15 protein-coding genes and 1 pseudogene are annotated in these 19,703 nt (G+C 74.7%); 6 read left to right on the top strand and 10 right to left on the bottom strand.

All coding sequences use genetic code 11. The features are described from left to right. Window positions 1-33: 33 nt before the first annotated feature. The 8 genes and pseudogenes from O7604_RS23230 to O7604_RS29600 all read right to left on the bottom strand — a co-directional run. On the bottom strand, window positions 34-423 hold the full coding sequence (locus O7604_RS23230) for a DUF2267 domain-containing protein (protein ID WP_281577764.1): 390 nt from the start codon (window positions 421-423) through the stop codon (window positions 34-36). A 156-nt stretch (window positions 424-579) separates the two neighbouring features. Next, window positions 580-2,442: a transketolase gene (locus O7604_RS23225; protein ID WP_281577763.1), complete on the bottom strand. Its 1,863-nt coding sequence runs from the start codon at window positions 2,440-2,442 to the stop codon at window positions 580-582. 79 nt (window positions 2,443-2,521) lie between these two features. Then, the gene (locus O7604_RS23220; protein ID WP_269705920.1) at window positions 2,522-3,751 is read right to left on the bottom strand and encodes an MFS transporter; all 1,230 of its coding nucleotides are present in this window, start codon (window positions 3,749-3,751) and stop codon (window positions 2,522-2,524) included. Window positions 3,752-3,954: 203 nt separating this feature from the next. Then, window positions 3,955-4,974, bottom strand: coding sequence for a hypothetical protein (locus O7604_RS23215; protein WP_269705918.1), 1,020 nt, complete (start codon window positions 4,972-4,974; stop codon window positions 3,955-3,957). Between the two features lie 73 nt (window positions 4,975-5,047). Continuing rightward, a complete protein-coding gene (locus O7604_RS23210; RefSeq protein WP_281577762.1) occupies window positions 5,048-6,319 on the bottom strand; it encodes a hypothetical protein in 1,272 nt (423 codons plus the stop codon). A 54-nt stretch (window positions 6,320-6,373) separates the two neighbouring features. Continuing rightward, window positions 6,374-7,999 (bottom strand): serine/threonine-protein kinase, encoded by a 1,626-nt coding sequence (locus O7604_RS23205; RefSeq protein WP_281577761.1) that lies wholly within the window; start codon window positions 7,997-7,999, stop codon window positions 6,374-6,376. A gap of 292 nt (window positions 8,000-8,291) precedes the next feature. After that, window positions 8,292-10,079 carry a hypothetical protein gene (locus tag O7604_RS23200; protein WP_281577760.1) on the bottom strand — a complete coding sequence of 596 codons (1,788 nt, stop codon included), beginning with the start codon at window positions 10,077-10,079 and terminating at the stop codon, window positions 8,292-8,294. Between the two features lie 41 nt (window positions 10,080-10,120). Next, window positions 10,121-10,279: pseudogene (locus O7604_RS29600) on the bottom strand (DUF4395 family protein); the annotation flags it as partial. Between the two features lie 417 nt (window positions 10,280-10,696). Here O7604_RS29600 and O7604_RS23190 point away from each other — a divergent pair. From O7604_RS23190 to O7604_RS23175, 4 genes are all read left to right on the top strand, one after another. Then, window positions 10,697-11,830 carry an N-acetylmuramoyl-L-alanine amidase gene (locus O7604_RS23190; RefSeq protein WP_281577759.1) on the top strand — a complete coding sequence of 378 codons (1,134 nt, stop codon included), beginning with the start codon at window positions 10,697-10,699 and terminating at the stop codon, window positions 11,828-11,830. Between the two features lie 258 nt (window positions 11,831-12,088). Continuing rightward, window positions 12,089-15,274: a penicillin acylase family protein gene (locus tag O7604_RS23185; protein WP_281577758.1), complete on the top strand. Its 3,186-nt coding sequence runs from the start codon at window positions 12,089-12,091 to the stop codon at window positions 15,272-15,274. Window positions 15,275-15,372: 98 nt separating this feature from the next. Next, the gene (gene dinB, locus O7604_RS23180) at window positions 15,373-16,560 is read left to right on the top strand and encodes a DNA polymerase IV (RefSeq protein WP_281577757.1); all 1,188 of its coding nucleotides are present in this window, start codon (window positions 15,373-15,375) and stop codon (window positions 16,558-16,560) included. 105 nt (window positions 16,561-16,665) lie between these two features. After that, window positions 16,666-16,806: a hypothetical protein gene (locus O7604_RS23175; protein ID WP_281577756.1), complete on the top strand. Its 141-nt coding sequence runs from the start codon at window positions 16,666-16,668 to the stop codon at window positions 16,804-16,806. Here O7604_RS23175 and O7604_RS23170 read toward each other — a convergent pair. Then, a complete protein-coding gene (locus O7604_RS23170; protein WP_269705896.1) occupies window positions 16,803-18,101 on the bottom strand; it encodes an FUSC family protein in 1,299 nt (432 codons plus the stop codon). The two genes, O7604_RS23175 and O7604_RS23170, sit on opposite strands and share 4 nt — an antisense overlap. Before the next feature lie 60 nt (window positions 18,102-18,161). After that, a complete protein-coding gene (locus O7604_RS23165; RefSeq protein ID WP_269705894.1) occupies window positions 18,162-18,914 on the bottom strand; it encodes a dienelactone hydrolase family protein in 753 nt (250 codons plus the stop codon). A 113-nt stretch (window positions 18,915-19,027) separates the two neighbouring features. Here O7604_RS23165 and O7604_RS23160 point away from each other — a divergent pair, with 113 nt between their 5' ends. After that, window positions 19,028-19,426: a DUF2267 domain-containing protein gene (locus O7604_RS23160; protein ID WP_281577755.1), complete on the top strand. Its 399-nt coding sequence runs from the start codon at window positions 19,028-19,030 to the stop codon at window positions 19,424-19,426. A gap of 13 nt (window positions 19,427-19,439) precedes the next feature. Further along, window positions 19,440-19,700, top strand: coding sequence for a hypothetical protein (locus tag O7604_RS23155; protein WP_281577754.1), 261 nt, complete (start codon window positions 19,440-19,442; stop codon window positions 19,698-19,700). Window positions 19,701-19,703 lie beyond the last annotated feature (3 nt).

Below are 19,703 nucleotides of genomic sequence, written 5' to 3'. Positions count from 1 at the left end.
CCGGAGGCGTTAACAAGGGGCCCTTCCTTACACCTAAGCGGGGCGCGGGGTGGGCTGGGCCAGCTCGGCGATCTCGCGCGGCAGCTGGGACAGCGCCCGGTTGAACTGGGCCGGCCCGACCACCCGGTGCAGCGCCTGCAACACCGCCCGCGCGCCGCGCTCGGCGTCCGACGGTGTCGCGCCGGAGCGCTCGGCGACCCGGCGCAGGAACTCGTCGTACCCGAAGACCTCGGGATCTTCGACCCGGGCGCGGGCCAGCAGCGGACGCAACTCGTGCGCGAGGTGCGCGGACAGGTCGTCGGCCTCGCCGCCGCTGATCCGTTCGGCGAGCGTGCGCAGCGTCGCCTCGGTCAGCGCGCGGGCCGTCTCCACCGGCACGCCGGCGCGGGCGGACACCCGCGCGTAGAACTCGGGTTCGGCCATCGTCGGTCCTCCCGTCGCAACGGCAGCGTGGCTACCCGCCGCCGGCCGCGGCAAACACGGCCGCGAGCGCCACCGTTCCGGACGGACACGGCCGCGAGCGCCACCCGTCCAGGTGGGCACGGGCCGCGAGCGCCACAGGTCCGGGCGAACGCCGTCTCAGGCCAGGGCCCGCGCCGCCGAGACGATCGCGCCGACGCCGATGCCGGCCCGGTCGAGCTGCTGGGCGGGGGTGCCGGAGCCGGGCAGCCCGCGTACCGCCAGGTGGTTGACCCGGGCGGGTTCGCCCAGGTCGGCGAGCGCCTCCAGCACCGCGGAGCCCAGGCCGCCCTCCGGGTAGTGGTCCTCGACCACGACGAGCCGCCCGCCGGTCTCCACGACGGCTTCGGCCAGGCGCTGCCGGTCCACCGGCTTGATCGAGTACATGTCGATCACGCGCGCGTCGATGCCCTCGCGGGTCAGCTCGTCGGCGGCGGCGAGGCACAGGTGCACGGTCACGCCGGTGCCCAGCAGCGCCACGTCGCCGCCGTCGCGCACCATCCGGCTGCCGCCGATCGGGAACGGCTCGCCGTCGTCGTAGAGCACCGGGTACTTGCCGCGCGTCGTCCGCAGGTAGGTGACGCCCGGGTGGTCGGGCATCTGGGCGACGAGGGCCGCGCAGGAGACCGCGTCGGCCGGGCAGAGCACCGTGGAGCCGGGCACCGCCCGCAGCGCGGCGATGTCCTCCAGCCCCATCTGGGACGGGCCGTCCGGGCCGATCTCCACTCCGGCGTGCGACCCGACGAGCGCGATGTCGGCCCGGGACACCCCGGCCATCCGGATGAAGTCGTAGGCCCGGGACCAGAACGCGGCGAACGTCGCCGCGAACGGCCGGTAGCCGCGGACCGCCATGCCGACCGCCGCGGCGGCGAGCTGCTGTTCGGCGATGAACATCTGGAAGAACCGATCCGGGTACGCGGTGGCGAAACGTTCCGCCCGCGTGGAGTCGCTGACCTCGCCGTCGAGCGCGACCACGTCGGGCCGGGCGGCGCCGAGGGCGCGCAGCGCGTCGCCGTACGCGTCCCGCGTGGCGACCTTCGCCCCGCGCTCGTATCGCGGCAGTTCCGGCTCTCCGTGCTCGGCCGGGGCGGTGCGCGGCGCGGCCGGTGGTTTCGGGCCGGCGACCCGGATCCGCCGGGGGCCGCCCAGCGCCCGGACGGCCCGGTCGGCCAGCTCCGGGTCGAACGGCTTGCCGTGCCAGGAGGGGTCGTTCTCCACCTCGGGTACGCCCTTGCCCTTGACCGTGCGGGCCAGCACCACAGTCGGCCCGGTCGTCTCGCGGGCCTGCCCGTACGCCTCGTCGATCGCGCCCAGGTCGTGGCCGTCGACCACGATCGAGTGGCAGCCGAACGCCTTGACGCGCCGCCGGTAGGTGTCCAGGTCCCACTGCAGTTCGGTGGGGCCGCGCTGGCCGAACCGGTTGACGTCGACGATCGTGGTGAGGTTGCGCAGCCCGTAGTGGCCGGCCTTGTCCAGCGCCTCCCACACCGATCCTTCGGCTGTCTCGCTGTCGCCGCAGAGCACCCAGACGTGCGCGGGTGACCGGTCGAGGTACTGGGCGGCCAGCGCCACCCCGACGCCGACCGGCAGGCCCTGCCCGAGCGAGCCGGTTGCCACGTCCACCCAGGGCAGCACCGGCGTGGGGTGCCCCTGCAGGCGCGATCCGGCCTGCCGGTACGTCTCCAGCAGTTCCTGCTCGCTGATCGCGCCGGTGGCGCGGAACACCGCGTACAGCAGGGGGGAGGCGTGGCCCTTGGAGAAGATCAGGTGATCGTTGCCGGGGTTGCCCGGGTAGGACCAGTCGTAGCGCAGGTGCCGGGCGACGAGCACGGCGAGCAGGTCGGCGGCGGACAGGCTGGACGTGGGGTGCCCGGAGCCTGCCGCCGTGCTGCACCGGATGGCGTCCACCCGCAGTTGGGCGGCCAGCTCCGCCAGCCCGGTCTGCTCCTCGTCGCGCAGCGTGCGCTCTGCTTCCAACGTCACCGCGATCGTCTCCCGGGGTCGCCGATGTCCGGACCCACGCTAGGACGCGAGCGCGACCATTGGTCCCTTTTCTGGCGATTCATGCTCGACCGGTGAGGAGCCAGAGCGCCACCAGCACGTACGGCAGCACCGCGAACGCGAAGGCGGCCGCGTTTCCGACCGCACCGGCGAGCAGCCCGTACCCCGCGTAGAAGGCGACGATGGTCAGGTCGGTGGCCATCCCGGCCAGCGACGTGACGGTGGCCCGGGCCGACCCGGCGATCCGGGCCTGGAGCCGCACGTCGGCGAGCACGGTGGCCAGCTGGAACGCGGCGAACGCGGCCGCGAGCAGCAGGAACCCCGCCGGGTGCCGCAGCAGCGCCCCGGCCGCCGTCGCCCCGGCCGCGAACACCAGCAGACCGGCGTAGCCGCGGTGGGACAGCCGCTCGCCCAGCGGCGCGAGCAGCCCGCCCACCGTCATCCCGGCCCAGACCAGCAGGAGCAGCAGCGGTACGCCCACCTCCGCCGTGCCGGTGTCGGCGGCCAGCAGCCCGGTGTACTCGTCCAGCCCACCCCAGATCGCGGTCACCGCCGCGACCAGCAGCACGGCGGCACGGACGCGACTGTCGCCGCGTACCTCGCGCAGGCCCAGGCGCAGGCTGTCCAGCCAGCCGGGCTCGTCGTCACCCGGCTCGTCCCCTGGTGCGGCACCCCCGGGCGCGACGCTCGGCAGCGCCGGGACGAGTGGTGGACGGTGTTCCGGGAAGCGGGCCGCGACGGCCGCCGCCAGCAGGCAGGTCGCCACGCTGGCCGCGCCGACCGCGAAGTAGCCGCCGAGCGCGTACACCGGCCCGGCGAGCACCCCGGACCCGACCGCGCCGAGCACCTCGGCGGTGCGGGTCCGGCCGATCAGCCGGGCGTACCTGTCGGCCGCGCCGAGGCGTTCCAGCTCGGTGAAGACGAGCGCCTCCAGCGCGCCGGAGCGCAGCGCGCCACCGGCGCCCCAGAGCAGGAAGCCCACGGCGAACGCCGGATAGGACGGCAGCAGCACCCAGAGCGCGAACCCGGCGGCGGCGAGCAGCGGTGCCAGGCAGAGCAGCAGACGGCGCGACACCGCGTCCGCCCACACGCCGGAGGGCACCTCCAGCACGATGCCGGCGGCCGCCCAGAGCGCGAACAGTGAGGAGATCTGCCCGACCGACAAGCCGGTGTCGGCGAACAGGAGCACGTAGAGCGGGTAGAGCAGGACGAGGTCGGTGAGGAACGCGTACCCGTAGAGCGTCGCCGCCAGACGGCGGGTCGCTGGTACGCGGGCAGGTGCGACGAGCATGGAACCTTCCCACGGGACGTGACGGACACCGGTCGGAATGCACGGCGTCCGCGGCGGCCCGCGGCCTCGTCGCTCAGGTGGGCATCAACATCGCCAGGTCATGCCGGAATCCTATCCGCCGCGCGGCGCCCGGGTGGTCCCGCGACGGGCACGAAGCGGGGCGGGACCGTGCGGTCCCGCCCCGGTTCGTCGCGGCTGTCGGGTCAGCGGCGGAACTTCTCCACGTCGGCCTGCGGGATGACCATGGTGGCCTCGCTGTCCGTGGCCTGCTCGGCCGTCGTCTGGCGCGGCGTGGTCGGCTGGGTGCGCTCGGAGTCGGCGTACGCCGGAATGTGCTGCGTCGCCTCCGCGCCCGCCTGCGGCGGCACCGGCTCGGTGGCGTCCGCGGCGGCCGGGGCCGGCGGGGTGCCCTGGTACGCGGGCACCGGCTGAGTGCGGTCCGCCTCGGCGTCGCGGCTCACCGGCTGGGTCAGCTCGGAGTCCGCGTACGGGCCGGTGGCGGCCAGACGGGCCTCGACGTCACGACGGCCGGCCTGGTACGCGCGGGCGTGGGTGGCGATGGTGCGCGACTCCTCCTCGGCCCGGGTCAGCCAGTTCTCCCAGCGGCTCTGCATCGGCCGGACCAGCCCGCCGCCGACGCCGACGACCAGGATGCCGCCCACGGTGGCGAGCACCGCGATCAGCACCGGGGTGGTGACGGTGGTGGCGACGCCGATCTGGTTGAGCGCGGCGATGACACCCAGGCCCAGGATGAACACGGAGGCGAGGTTGGCCAGCACCCGGCCGTACGAGAGGCCGCCGAGCGCGCTGGAGATGATGTCCTTGACCGCGCGGGCGATGGCCGCGGCGACCACCACGATGACGATGGCGACGAACGCCCGGGGCAGCCAGGCGATCACGCCGGCGATCAGGTCGGAGATGGGGTTCGGGCCCCAGATGCCGAACGCGAGCTGCAGCGTGACCAGCAGCACGCCGTAGTAGGCCAGCTTCGCGACGATGTCGCTGGCGTCGTACTTCGAGCGGGCCAGCGCGGTCTTGATCCCGCCGCGCTCGACGGCCCGGTCGAAGTGGACCCGCTCCAGCACCTTGTCCACGAGCTTGAGCACGGCCTTGGCGATCAGCCAGCCGGCGATCAGGATCGCGACGAACGCGACCGCCTTGGGCAGGAACAGCATCACCGATCGGAACGCGTCGCCCACCGCGTCCCCGAAGTTGTCTCTCATCGAAGGGCCTCCACGTGCGTGGTCCAGGTTTGTTCGGGTGGGGCTACCCGGACCCGCGCGCGGGGAAACGCGGTCAGCCGCCGGGGCAGCGGTAGACGACGCGGGTGCTGGCCTGCGCCGTCGACGGTTCGATGATGTTGACGGTGGCGATCCCGGTGGTCGTACCGACGCCGGTGAACGTCCACTTGAGGGTGAGCACCGCGGTCTGCTGTCCGCCGCCGACCCGTTCGGTGAGCACGGCGCCGGGCGGCGCGTCGGAGCGGAACCACTGGTACCGGATCGTCCCGCCGCGCCCGTTGGTACGCACGGTGGCCACCACGTCGACAGTCACGTCGCAGGCGACACCCGCCGGCCGGGGCACCGCGACGGTGACCCCCTCGACCTCCAGCGGGCGCAACCGCTGCCACAGGTAGAGGCCGACCGCCAGCAACAGCACCACGGTGAGCAGCGTGGAGAGCACCGAGACGACGCGACGCCAGACCGGGCGCGGGCGGATCGGGGGTGCGGTGGGCCAGGGCGGCGCGGGCGGCGGCGTCGCCGGCACGCCCGGTCCGAAGCGCAGCTCGCCGCCCGGCGCCGGGACGCCACTCACCGCCCGCGCCTGGCCGGTCCGATCCGGGTACGCACCGGCGCCGGTCGCCGCCGTCCCGGTGGGGTGGCCCCGATGCGGTACGCCGGTGGGCTGCCAGGAGGCGGTCGGCTGCCACGACGCGGTCGGCTCGGCGCCGATGGCCTGGGGCGGTTCCGCGCTCGGACGCGGGTAGACGGTGGCCTGCCCGGTCACGTTTCCCGCGGGAGCGCGCATGTGGACGGTCGCCTCCCCCGCAGCCTGGTCCGGAGCCGGACGCAGACTCACCGTCGGCTCGCCGGCTGGACTGCCGGGGGCCGCACGGAAATGGACCGTCACCTCCCCGGCGTCCTGGTCCGGAGCCGCGCGCAGGTTCACCGTGGGCTCCCCTGCCGCACCCTCCGGTGCCGGACTGGACGACGCTGCGGCCTCCTCGGCTCTGCCGTCCGGGGTGGGACGCAGGGCCACCGTCGGCTCCGCCGCCGCGCTGTCCGGCGCCGGAGGAGGGAGATGGACGGTCGCCTCGCCCGCGTCGTCTGCCCGGCCCGGCCGCAGGTGCACGGTCGGCTCGGCATCGGGCGGCGTCGGCGTGACCGAGGCGGAAAGGTCCGCGGTGCGGTCGTCGGGGATCGGGGTCAGGTGGACTGTGGGTTCGGCGGGTGGCTGGTCGCCCACCGGCCCGGGGAGGTGGACGGTGGGCTCGGCGGCGTCCGCGTCACCGGTGATCGGCAGGGCACGGGTGGGCAGCGCCTCGGTCGGTTCGTCGGGACGGGTCACGCCGGCCGTCCCGGGGACGGGCTGCGGTGCGGGGCAGCGGGCACTGTCGTACTCCTAGCCGGGGGTGCAGTCGTGGTAGAGCGTCACGTACACCGGTGACGCCGAGGTGGTCGTGTTGCCGGCGGCGTCGGCGGCGGTGACCCGGACGGGGATGCGGGCGCTGCGCCTGGGTGTGGACAGCGGGCCGAGCGTGCCGGTGAACAGCCCGCGCCCGGCGGCGGCCATCCGGACCGTGCCGGTGGCGCCGTCGAGGGTGTAGCCGAACGTGACGGTGAGCGCGGCCGGACCGCTGCGGTCGTCGGTGACGGCGGCGGAGACGGTGCTGGTCTTGGTGCCGTAGGGGCAGCCCTTCGGGTCCAGTTCACCCGGGTCGGCGCGGACGCCGTCCACGACCGGCGCGGTCACGTCCGGCGGCGGCGCGCTGGTGCTCGGGGACGCGCTGGGGGTGGGCGAGCCGGTACGGGTCGGCGTCCCGGTCGGGTCGGGGGTGTCCGGCGGCGTGGGCGGTGGTGGCGCGGCGGACGCGCTGGGCGGGGCGGGTGTCGGTGACGGGCTCGGCGTCTCGGCGCCGGTCGGGTCCGGTGTGGGTGCGCCGGTGATGGCGGGAGCGGCGCTCGCCGGGCCGGCGGTGGACGTGCCGTCGTGGGCGGCGTAGCTGTAGCCGGCGCCCCCGGCCAGGACGGCGGCGGCCACGGCGCCGGCGGCCAGGGCGGTACGGGTGCGGCCCTTGCGGAACCGTCCGCCCCGGCCGGTGGCGGTCGTGCCGAGTTCGGTGTGCGCGACGGCGGTGGCGCCCTCGGCCCGGTCCGGGAACGGCCACAGCGCGGCCAGCAGCACTGCCCGCCGGGCCAGCTCGCGCAGCCCTCGTTCCTGCCATTGCGGGCCGTAGCCGGTGCCGGCGACCTGTTCCAGCAGTTCCAGGAACGCCTCGGCGGACGGCGGCCGCTCGTCGGGGCGTTTGGCCATGCCGTGGCGCAGCAGGTCGTGCACCGGCGGGGGTGCCGCCTCGGCGGGGATCGGCGCGCTGGCGTGCTGGTCGCGCAGGGAGAGCAGGTCCGGTCCCTGGTACGGGGGCCGGCCGGTGAGGCACTCGAAGAACGTGGCGGTGGCGGCGTAGATGTCGCACGCCGGGGCGGCCGGGGCGCCGGTCCACTGCTCGGGGGCCATGTAGCGGGGTGTGCCGGACACCGTGGTGTCGGAGCCCTGACCGATCGGCATGGCGATGCCGAAGTCGGCGAGTTTGCTCAGCCCGGTGCCGGTGACCAGGACGTTCTCCGGCTTGTAGTCACGGTGCACGACACCGTGTGCGTGCGCGGCGGCCAGGCCGGCGAGCGAGCCCTTGAGGACGCAGAGCGCGGCCTCCGGCGTGGTCGGGCCGTGTTCGCGCAGCATCTGGCGCAGCGAGACGCCGTCGACCAGTTCCATCACGATGGCCGCGCCGTGCGGGCTCTCCACGTACTCGTAGAGGCGGCTGACGTGCGGGTCGTCGATCTCGCCGAGAAGCCGGGCCTCGGCGCGGAACGCGGTCCGGAACGCCGAGTCCTCGCCCAGGTCGCGGACCAGGTACTTGATCGCGACGGGGGTGCCGGTCGGGTCGTGGGTGGCGAGCACGACGCTTCCCGACGCGCCGGCGCCGAGCCGGCGGACCGGTGTGTATCCGGACAGTTCCCAGCCGCTCATGCGACAGACTCCACGGCGTCCCACGGGCGGATGTCAGGCGCCGCCTCGCTCGTCATTCTCACCGGGCCGGTGCTGCCGGCCATCGCCGCAACGGCTGCTTCCGGTCGCCGGTCGGCGGCCGGGCGCTCGCGCGGCACGGCGCGGCGCGGCAGGTGGTCGGTATCGGACACACCGCCACGAGTACCAGACCCCGGCAACCGCCCCCACCTCGTCGATCATGAAGTTGACAGGAACAAAAAGGACAGACGTCGCCGCCAACTTCATGATCGACGAGAGGGAGCGGGGGCGCGGGTCAGAAGCGGCGAGACGGGGGGATTCCGGCCGGTGGCGGGGTGCGCAGCAGCCAGACGGGGTTGCTCGCGCCTACTATCTCGCCGTCGCGGTCGCGGACCTGGGTGCGGACGTACTTGCCGGCGCCGACGCGCACCGGCAGGTCGTGCCAGCCCTGCCGCAACCGCCGCCAGGGCACCTGGTCGACCCGGACCGCCGGTGTCGGGTCCGCGACACCGGCCCGGTCGACCTCACCGGTGACCGTCTCCAGCGTGGCCCCGGCGGGCAGGTCGGTGGCGCGCAGCCGCACGGTGACGGTGTCCTCGGTGAGCACGGCGAGCGCGCCCATCGCGCTGCGGCCACCCAGTTCCAGGTCCAGCGCGCCCCGGTAGCCGGCCAGGTCGGCGAACCACGCCTGACCGGCACGCAGCGCCGCGACCAGGTCGTCCCGGCCGGTCGAGGCCGCCCACACCGAGGTGACGTTGCGGTCCCGGCCGGCCCGCCAGTCCGTGCCGTCGTGGTCGTCGGTGACCCCGACCGCGGTCAGCGGGATCGCGTTGCGGGCCGCCACGTCGTACGCCCAGAGGTGGTCCTCGACCGGCCGGCGTCCGATCTCGATCAGGTCGACGCCGAGCGCGTCGCGGCTGACCAGCAGGCGGGCCAGGGATTCCCGGCGTTCGGTGTCCAGCGGGTGGTTCCAGCACACCACGCCGCCGTGCGCGTGCAGGAACTCCACCATCCGTTCGGTGGCGTCGACGTCGTTGTCCCGGTACGGCGGGGACGGGAAGCGCGGCAGCGTGCCGTCGCCGCCGAACCAGTTGAGGTGGCGCACCATCGACACCTCGTACGCGCGGTGGTGGGTGACGCCGGGGTACGCGCCGTCGTAGCCGCGCAGCACCTCGGCGCGCAGTTCCTCGCCCGCCTGGCCGGCGCGGCGGGCGCGGTCGAAGACGAGCCGGTCCACCAGGTACGCGCCGCGCGTGCCACCGGCCGCTGTCACGCCGAGGCGCAGCCCGCGCAGCGAGTTGTCCCCGGCGACGATGTCGGGCCAGAGCCGCCGCACGTCGGCGAGCAGGTCGAACGTGTGCCGCCGCCAGGCGCTGGCCGGGGCGGGCAGTTCGACGGTGCCGTGGCGGCCGTCCACCGTGTGCCGGACCGTGTCCACGCCGCCGAGGCGGTAGCGCAGCACGAGTTGCCCGGCGGGCCGGCCGGGTCCGGCCGGGTGGTGCGACAGCGCGAGTTCCATGGTGAGCGTGGCGTCCCGGCCGGCCGCTTCGGGGCGTACGTCGAGGTGCAGTGTGGTGTCGGAGATGTTGGCGGTGTGCGTCCAGTTCCATGCCTTGCCCGCGTACCAGTGGGTGCCGGAACCGGCGGCGACCAGGCGCAGCGCGCGGCCCGGGCCGTCGGGGGCGTCCGGCGCGTCGACGAAGTCGGCGGCCGAGCCGGTCAGCCGTCCCTCGGTGGCGGGCTGCCAGGTCCAGGCCAGGCCGCCTTCGCGTTCCTCCGGGCCGTCGAAGTGGACGACCCGGCGGTGGTCGTGGGCGGCGACCCGGAAGTCGTGGTCGGTCCACCAGAGCACGTCGACGCCGTTGCGGCGGGCCTGGTCGAGGTGGGCGGCGTAGCTGGCGACGCCCTCGCTGAACGAGGCGTGCAGGTGCATCGCCATGCTGATCGGTCGACGGCCGCGCGGCGGGGGCGGCGGCGGGTCGTTCGTGGCGGCCAGCCCGACCGGCACGCCGATCCCGGCGACCACCAGCCCGCCTGCGGCCACGAGCACGCTACGCCGGTCCAGCCGCCCGCGACCCGCCATGCCTCTCCCCCATCCGCCGGGGCCAGCGTACGGGCGGACGGTCAGCGCGGGGGCACTGCCACCCGGGCGGCGAGCGGGCGCCCGGCCAGCCGCCGGATCGTCAGGTACGCCTCGCAGCCGAGGCAGAGCCCGAACGCCGCGTTGAGGAAGGCCGCGGCGAGCGCGGCGCCGGTGGCGGCGAGGCCGAGCGCGGGCAGACCGGTGCGGAGAACTGGAGCAGCGTGACCTCGCCGGGGCGTACGCCGAGGGTGGTGAGGGTGGCCCGGTGCGGCGCGTCGGTGGCCGATGGGCGCTTCCGGACGGCGCGTAGCCGCCCGTCGTGGCGGCGGCGCCACCAGCCGAAGGCGGTGGCGGCCGCGAGCACCGCGACGAGCACGACGATCCCGGTCAGGCTGGGCGACTGCACCGGCCCAGGCTGTCACGGCGGATCACGGAAGACCATGGTCTGTCCCGGTCAGCGGACGTGAGATCGCCTACTCCGGCGATAGGAACGGCCGAGGAGCGTCGCTTTTGTCCTCTGGCGCGACGCGCGAGCTTGGCAATATTCTCCACCACGCGCTCAGTTGCTGCAGTTCCTTTACATCGCCCGGCGCCGGCCGGGCCATCGAGGAGGCGAGATGCACTTCGACCACCCCGAACTGGACCGCCGAACGCTGCTGCGGGCCGGCTTCGGCGCCGCGGCGGTCGCGGTCGTCGGGAGCGAGCTCGCCCTGCCGGCCGCCGCGCAGGCCGCACCGGGCGCGGACCTCGACTGGATCATCAGCTGCGACGAGTGGGCCGCCCGCCCGCCGGCCGACCCGCTGTCGGTCAGCGCGATCCCGACCAACAAGATCATCGTGCACCACATGGCGTTCCCGAACGTCACGGACTACTCCGAGGAGCACGCCAAGCAGCTCGCCCGCGACTGCCAGGACCTGCACATGGACGGCAACGGCTGGTCCGACACCGGGCAGCACTTCACGGTGAGCCGCGGCGGTCACGTCCTGGAGGGACGGCACGGCAGCCTGGACCGGCTGCGCGCCGGAGACCGGCAGATGATCGCCGCGCACTGCCCGGGCGAGAACGGGCGGGCCATCGGCATCGAGAACGAGGGCACCTACGTCACCGAGGCGCCGCCGGAGGAGTTGCTCGACTCCCTCGTACGGCTGTGCACCGCGATCTGCCGGCAGTACGGGCTGCACGCCCACGACATCTTCGGCCACTGGGACTTCCGGGCCACGCTCTGCCCGGGCGCGATGTTCTACCGGGAGTTCCCGGCGCTGCGCCGCGCGGTGTTCAAGCAGCTCGGCACCAAACTCGGCGACGTGCCGGCCCGCCGCTGGCCGGACATCTGGCGGTTCGTCGGCGGCCCGGTGGTCCAGGTCGCCCAGCGCCTGCTCGCGTTCCGCGGCTACATCGTGCCGGTCACCGGCGTGTTCGACGCGGCCACCGTCGCGGCGGTGCAGGACTGGCAGGCGCGCAACGCCATCCCGGTCGACATCGACGCCACGCTGACCGCGCCGACCTGGGAGACCCTGGCTCCGGAGCTGGACCAGAAGTCGTCCGGCGTCCCGGTGGCCGCCGCGCAGTTCATGCTCGCCTCCAAGGGCTACGCCGAGGTGACCGAGACCGGCGAGTACGACCACGCCACCCGCACGGCGGTGAAGGACCTCCAGCGCCTGCACGGACTACCGCCCAACGGCAAGATCAGCACCACCACATGGTGCGCGCTGGTGGGGGGTGTGGTGCGCCAGTCGTTCCACAAGCACTGACGGCGCACCGGCGGGGAGAGCGGTGGGGGTGGCAACGACGCCACCCCCACCGCGTCGTTGCGGGACGGAACGCGGCGAAACGTCGGCATTGACGGCTGGTGAACAACGGCTATCCCGGACGGCAGGGATACGCCGATCATTGCCCGCAGATAGATATGAGTCATTCTCACCTCCGGGCAGGACGCCCGGGCGCGGAGGCCGAGACGCCGTCAGCCGGGCGTACCGAACGGCCCTACTCCGCGTCCCCGGAGGATCGCCATGCCATTACCCGCCATCCGTGCCCGCCTCGCGGCGCTCACCGCCGCCGCCCTCACCGCGAGCGTCCTGACGGTCATCCCGCCGTCACCCGCGCTCGCCGCCACCACGTTCACCCCCGACGACTACTGCCTCGGCCAGTGCGCCGACATCCTGCCCCCGGGGCAGAACGGCAACGCCACACTCGCCGGCATCCTGGCCCACCAGGCGCTCGGCACCCGCCCCGCGCACTCCAGCGACCAGCTCGACGAGTACGCCAACCTGGTCTACAACTACGCCGGGCTGACCGACGAGCAGATCGCCCACTTCTACAACGACGCCTCGTTCGGCGTCCCCGACGCGCAGGTCGAGAGCAGGATCTCGCCGCGCTCGGACGTCACCATCGTGCGCGACAAGGCCACCGGCGTCCCGCACGTCACCGGCACCACCCGCGCCGGCACCATGTTCGGCGCCGGGTACGCCGGCGCCCAGGACCGGCTCTGGGTGATGGACCTGCTGCGGCACGTCGGCCGCGGCAACGTCAGCTCGTTCGCCGGCGGCGCACCCGGCAACCGCGAGCTGGAGCAGAGCGTCTGGGCCAACTCGCCCTACACCGAGGCGGACCTCCAGGCCCAGGTGGACGCGCTGCGCCTCAAGGGCACCCGGGGCCAGCAGCTCTACACCGACGTGGCGGACTACATCGCCGGCATCAACGCCTACATCGACAAGTCGATCGCCGACGACAACTACCCCGGCGAGTACGTGCTCACCGGCGCCGGCAAGCCCAAGCACTTCACCATGACCGACCTGATCGCCACCGCCGGTGTCATCGGCGGGCTGTTCGGCGGAGGCGGCGGCAACGAGGTGCAGTCCGCGCTGGTCCGGGTGGCCGCCCGGGCCAAGTACGGCCCGACCGAGGGCGACCGGGTCTGGGCGGCGTTCCGCTCGCAGAACGACCCGGAGACCGTGCTGACGCTGCACGACGGGCAGAGCTTCCCGTACGGCGCGACGCCGCCCGGCGCCACCAGCGCGGTGCTGCCCGACGCCGGCACCGTGGTCGCCGAGCCGCTCGCGTACGACGCCACCGGCGGGGCCGCCGCCCGTACCGGCAGCAGCGCCGCCACCAAGGACCTCCTCGGCGGCCTGTCCACCCTGCGCACGCACGGCATGTCCAACGCGGTCGTGGTCTCCGGCCGGCACACCACCACCGGTAACCCGGTGGCCGTGTTCGGCCCGCAGACCGGCTACTTCGCCCCGCAGCTGCTCATGCTCCAGGAACTGCAGGGGCCGGGGATCAGCGCGCGCGGCGCCGCGTTCGCCGGGCTGAACCTCTACGTGCTGCTCGGCCGCGGCCAGGACTACGCGTGGAGCGCCACCTCCGCCTCGCAGGACCTGACCGACACGTACGCGGTGCCGCTGTGCACCACCGACGGCAGCACGCCGACGCTGCGCTCCAACCGCTACCTCTACCGGGGCCAGTGCCTGGCCATGGAGGTGCTCGAGAAGCGCAACTCCTGGTCGCCGACGCTCGCCGACTCCACCCCCGCCGGCGCGTACACGCTGCGCGCGCTGCGCACCAAGTACGGGCTGGTGTCCTACCGGGGGCTGGTGAACGGGCAGCCGACCGCGTTCACCAAGCTGCGCTCCACCTACCGGCACGAGGCCGACTCGGCGATCGGCTTCCAGGCGTACAACGACCCGGCGGCGATGGGCAGCGCGGCGGCGTTCCAGGCGTCCGCCGCGAACGTCGGGTACGCGTTCAACTGGTTCTACGTCAACTCGACCGAGGCGGCGTACTACAACTCCGGTTCGAACCCGGTGCGTTCCTCCACCTCCGACCCGAACCTGCCGATGAAGGCGGAGCCGGCGTACGAGTGGGCCGGCTGGAACCCGGACACCAACGACGCCACCTACGCCCCGGCGTCGGCCCACCCGCAGTCGGTCAACCAGGACTACTACGTCAGCTGGAACAACAAGCAGGCGCGCGACTTCGGCGCGGCCGACGGCAACTTCAGCTACGGCGCGGTGCACCGGGGTCAGCTGCTCGACGGTCCGGTGAAGGCGGCCATCGCCCAGCGCAAGCTCAGCCGCGCCGACGTCGTCCGGATCACCGCCGAGGCGGCCGTGACCGACCTGCGCGGCCAGCAGGTGCTCGGCGAGTTGCTGCGGGTGCTGGACAGCACGCCGGTCACCGACCCCGCGCTGGCCGCCGCGGTGAGCAAGCTGCGGGCCTGGCAGCAGGCCGGGTCGCGGCGGGTGGAGACATCGCCGGGGTCGAAGGTCTACCAGCACGCCGAGGCGATCCGGATCTTCGACGCCTGGTGGCCGCTGCTCGCCGCGGCGCAGTTCCGCCCCGGCCTCGGCCCCGACCTGTACGGCGCGCTCGTCGGCGCCCTCCAGGTCAACGAGTCACCCTCGGGCGGTCAGAACGCGGCGCGCGACGGCACCGTGAACTGGGCGTCGCAGGGCCAGGCGCACAAGGGCTCGGCGTTCCAGTACGGCTGGTGGGGTTACGTCGACAAGGACCTGCGGGCCGTGCTCGGCGACCCGGTGGCCGGTGGGCTCGGGCGCACCTACTGCGGCAACGGCAACCTCGGCGCGTGCCGGCAGGCGCTGCTCGACACGCTCGGCCAGGCCGCGGCGGCACCGGCGACCACCGTCTACCCGGGCGACTCGTCCTGCGGGGCGGGCGACCAGTGGTGCGCCGACTCGATCGCCCAGTCCGGGCTCGGCGGCATCACCCACCCGCTGATCGCCTGGCAGAACCGGCCCACGTACCAGCAGGTCGTCTCGTTCCCGGCGCGCCGGGGCGACACGGTGACCAACCTGGCGCAGGGCCGTACCGCCACCGCGTCCAGCACCCAGTTCCTGACCAGCAACACCCCGGCCAAGGCGGTGGACGGCAGCCTGGGCAGCCGGTGGGCCAGCAGCTACAACGACAACCAGTGGCTGCGGGTGGACCTGGGCTCGGCCCGGACGATCAGCCGGGCGGTGCTGCGGTGGGAGGCCGCGTACGCCACCGGCTATCGGATCGAGGTCTCCGGTGACGGCAACTCCTGGCAGCCGGTGTTCAGCACCATTACCGGCAACGGCGGCGTCGACAACGTGACCTTCGCCCCGGTCAGCGCCCGCTACGTGCGGATGTACGGCGTCACCCGGGCCACCTCGTACGGCTTCTCGCTCTACGAGTTCGAGGTCTACGGACGGTAAGGCGCACGCGACCGGCCGACGGGCGCTCCCGTCGGCCGGTCGTCCGCGTCCGGGCAGGTCAATCCCCTCGATTCGAACATGTGTGCGAGGATGGCGGGGTGTCGAGCGAGGCCACCATCCTGCACGCCGACCTGGACGCGTTCTACGCCTCGGTCGAGCAGCGCGACGACCCCCGGCTGCGCGGCCGGCCGGTGATCGTCGGCGGCGGCGTGGTGCTCGCGTGCAGCTACGAGGCCAAGGCGCGGGGCGTGCGCAGCGCGATGGGCGGCCGGCAGGCGCGGCGGCTCTGCCCGGACGCGCTCGTGGTGCCGCCCCGGATGGCCGCGTACACGGCCGCCAGCCGGGCGGTGTTCGAGATCTTCCGGCACACCACCCCGCTGGTCGAAGGGCTCAGCATCGACGAGGCGTTCCTCGACGTGGGTGGGTTGCGGCGGCTCGCCGGAGCACCGGCCGCCGTCGCGGCCGCGCTGCGGGAGCGGGTACGCCGAGAGGTGGGCCTGCCGATCACCGTCGGCGTGGCCCAGACGAAGTTCCTCGCGAAGGTCGCCAGCGGCGTGGCGAAGCCGGACGGGCTGCTGGTCGTGGAGCCGGACCGGGAACTGGCGTTCCTGCACCCGCTGCCGGTGGAGCGGCTGTGGGGCGTCGGCCCGGTCACCGCCGCGCGACTGCGCGAGCGCGGCATCCGTACCGTCGGGCAGGTGGCCCGGCTGGACGAGCCGGCACTGGTGTCGCTGCTCGGCGCGGGCGCCGGCCGGCACCTGCACGCCCTGGCGCACAACCGCGACCCCCGGGCGGTGCAGGTGGGCCGCCGCCGCTCCTCGATGGGCGCGCAGCACGCGCTCGGACGGGGGCCGCACTCCCCCGCCGACCTGGACGCGGTGCTGGCCGGGCTGGTCGACCGGGTCACCGGGCGGATGCGCGCCGCCCGGCGCACCGGCCGCACGGTGACGCTGCGGCTGCGCTTCGCCGACTACACCCGGGCCACCCGGTCGCAGACGCTCGACGAGCCGACCGCGCAGACCGGGCCGCTGCGGGCCGCCGCCCGGGACCTGCTGCGCGCCGCACTGCCCCAGATCGACCTGCGCGGCGTCACGCTGCTCGGCGTGTCGGTGGGCAACCTCGGCGGCGGGCACACCCAGCTCGCCCTGCCCTTAACCGCCGACCCGGGGCCGGCGCTGGACGCCGCCGTCGACGCGGTACGGGACCGCTTCGGCTCGCGGGCGCTGACCCGCGGGGTGCTGCTCGGCCGCGACCCGGGCGTCGAGATGCCCCGGCTGCCGGACTGACCGGCCGGCCTCCTCCCGGAGTAGGAGACGCCCTCCGACCCGTGGCCGCGAACGCGGCCTGCGGGCGGGCGCGACCGGCCCGGGCCGTCACGAGCATCTACAGGCATGACTACCGTACGGAACCGGGCGGCCGGATGGCACCGCCCCCTGATGCTCCTCGTGTCCGCGATGGCGGCGCTCACCGTCGTCGCCGCGGTCGGCGTCGTCGCCGATCCGCGCGTGCTCACCGGCGCGCGCCGACGCTAACCAGCCGGGCTGCCCCGGGCAGGTGCCAGTTGACGCCCGGTGGCCTTCGGCCGGGGCCGCCCGGCGGGCCGGCGCCGGACCGGGCGGCTCATCCGGGCCCGGACCGGTGGACGCGCCTCCGCCTCGCCCGCGCCGGCGGCCCGGCGCACGCTGCCGTTCGCGTCCTCGGGCCGGCAGCCGGTGGCCCGCAGCAGCTCGCTCTGGCCGGTCCGCAGGTCGCTGATCATCGCCTCGCCGAAGGCGCGCACGCCCTGCGACCACGCGCGCCCGGCCAGTTCGGCGCCCTGCCGCACCAGCTCCCGGGTGCCTTCCAGGTCGTCCCCGGACTTGCAGGCCCGCTTCAGTTCCCGCACCGCCTCGCCGAGGCGAGCCACCGCGTCGGGCAGCGCGGGCGGGACCGGTTCGTCGTACTGCAACGCGGTGGCGGACCGTCGGGCGATCGAGCGGGCGTACAGGACGATGCGTTCGAGGTGCTGGGTCGCGTCGGCGTACCTGTGGAACTGGGCGCGGCGGTGCCAGCGGGCGGGCGCGATGGTGACCACCTCCTCGGCCCCGCTGAGCGCGTCGTTGAGCCGCCCGATGTCCGGTTCGATCCCGCGCAGGTCCTCCAAGGCTTGCTGGGCCGCGTCGGCGTCGCGGCGGGTCAGCGCGTGGGCGACGGCGTCGAGTTGCTCGGTGAGCCGGGAGACCACCGGTTCCACCGCCCGGTCCAGCACCCGGATCGGGTTGACCGGCAGCAGCAGCGCCACCACGAACAGGCCGACCAGGCCGCCGACCAGCGCGTCGAAGATGCGGGGCAGTTCCAGGCCGGGCTGCACCGGTGCGAGCGTGGCGATCAGCACCGCCGTACCGCCGGCCTGGCCGACGAGGGCGCCGCCGCGCCCGGCCACCAGCAGCGCGGTGGCGATGGCCAGGGTGACCACCAGACCGGTCTGCCAGGATCCACTGCCGAGCAGCGCGCGCAGCAGGTCACCGACCACGATGCCGAGACCGACGCCGATGAGCAGCTCGAACGTGCGCCGGGCGCGCTGGCCGATGGCGGTGGCGATGGTGCCGACCGCGGCGGCGGGGGCGAACACGTGCGCGCCGGAACCGAGCAGCTCGTCGGCGAGCAGCGCGGCGAGCGCCGCGGCCAGCCCGGCCTGCGCGGAGATCACCACGGTGATCTCGAGCTGGCGCAGCCGGTTCCGGCCGGCCGCGCCGCCCTCGGCGCGGGCCCGGGACAACGCGGAACCGCCCCGCTCGACCGCCCGGTCCAGGGGCGAGCGGACGGTGTCGGCGCGGCGGTCGGCCATGACGGCGGTTACCCGCCTCCGCGCCGGTGAATCGTCGGCCCGCCCCGGCGCGCGGTCGGGTCAGCGGCGGTACGTGCGGTCGAGCAGGTCGAACAACGCGGTCCAGTGCCGCTGGGTGGCCTGCTCGTCGTACATCGGGGTGTCCGACTGGGTGTAGCCGTGGCGGGCGCCGGCGTACACCTCGGAGCGGTAGGTCACCCCGGCGGCGTCCAGCGTCTTCTCCAGCGTGGCGATCTGCTCGGCGGTCATCGACGGGTCGGCGTCGGCGTGCCCGAAGTAGAGCTCGCCGGTCACCGCGCCGAGCGCCAGGTGCGGGCTGTCCGGCGCGTCGGTGACCACCCGGCCGGCGTGGAACGCGGCCACCGCGGCGATCCGGTCCGGCAGCGCCTCGATCGCGCGCAGCGCGTTCGTGCCCCCCATGCAGTAGCCGGTGATCGCCGCCGGTCCCGGCGCGACGTCCGGCCGGGCGGCGAGGAAGTCCAGGTAGGCGGCGGTGTCGCGGGCCACCGCGTCCGGCGTCAGCGCGGCCATCATCGGCCCGATGCTCTCGAACAGGGCGGACCGGCGGCTGTCGTCGGCGAGCGCGCCGAGGTCGATCAGCGGGGCGCGCCCGGCGCGGTGGAACAGGTTGGGGGCGAGCACCACGTACCCGCGGGCGGCGATCGTGGCGGCCATCTCCGCGACCCGGGGCCGCAGCCCGAACGCGTCCATGAACAGCAGGACCGCCGGGAAGGGCCCGCCGGTCTCCGGCGTGGCCAGGTAGGCGTCGGCGGTTCCGTCGGGGGTGGGCACGTCCACGGTCGTCGGCTGCACTGTCGGGGCCTCCTCGCTGCGGGTTCCGGGCTGCACGCTACTACCCGGCCCGGCGGCCGTTTGCGGAGGTCCAGCGCGGGAATCCGGCCATCCCGGCGGAGGAAGGCGGCGAGATGGACCAGGATCAGTTCATCGGCGCGGTGGCCCAGCGGTGCAGCGCGTCCGCGGAGCAGGCCACGGCGATCACCCGGGCGACGCTCACCACGCTGGCCGAGCGGATCGACGGCGGGGAGGCCCGTGACCTGGCCGACCGGCTGCCGGAGGCGCTGCGGGCGTACGCGTTCGGCCCGGCCGAGGACGCCGAGCCGTTCGGGCTCGACGTGTTCGTGGAGCGGGTGAGCGGACGCGCGGACGTGGACGTGGACGCCGCCCGGGACGGGGTCACCGCGGTGTTCGACGTGCTGCGCGACGCCGTCGACCCGGCCGCCTACGCGCAGGTCGTCGCGCAACTGCCGGCCGAGTACGGCGAGGTGGCCGACCAGAGCGCGCCGTACGTGCGGCGCACGGCGTGACGGGGCGCGCCCGATGAGCGAGGACGCGCTGCGCCGCCCGCCCGAGGCCGACGCGCAGGAGCAGCGGCAGGACGAGACGCTCGTCGGCCCACCCGACACGGTCGACGCGGCCGTGCCCGAGGCGAGCGAGGCGGACCTGGCCGAGCAGGGCGCGCTGCGCCCGCCGAGCGACCGGGCGGGTCTGGGCGAGTCGGTGCGCGACGACCTCACCGCCGCCGACGCGGTGGAGCAGAACACCGAGATCCCGCTGCCCGACGAGGAGCACTGGGCCTGACCG

This window comes from Micromonospora sp. WMMA1947, from assembly GCF_027497355.1.
Lineage (GTDB): Bacteria > Actinomycetota > Actinomycetes > Mycobacteriales > Micromonosporaceae > Micromonospora.
Note: the sequence above shows the minus strand (reverse complement) of the source record. Positions and strands in the feature narration are given on the sequence as shown.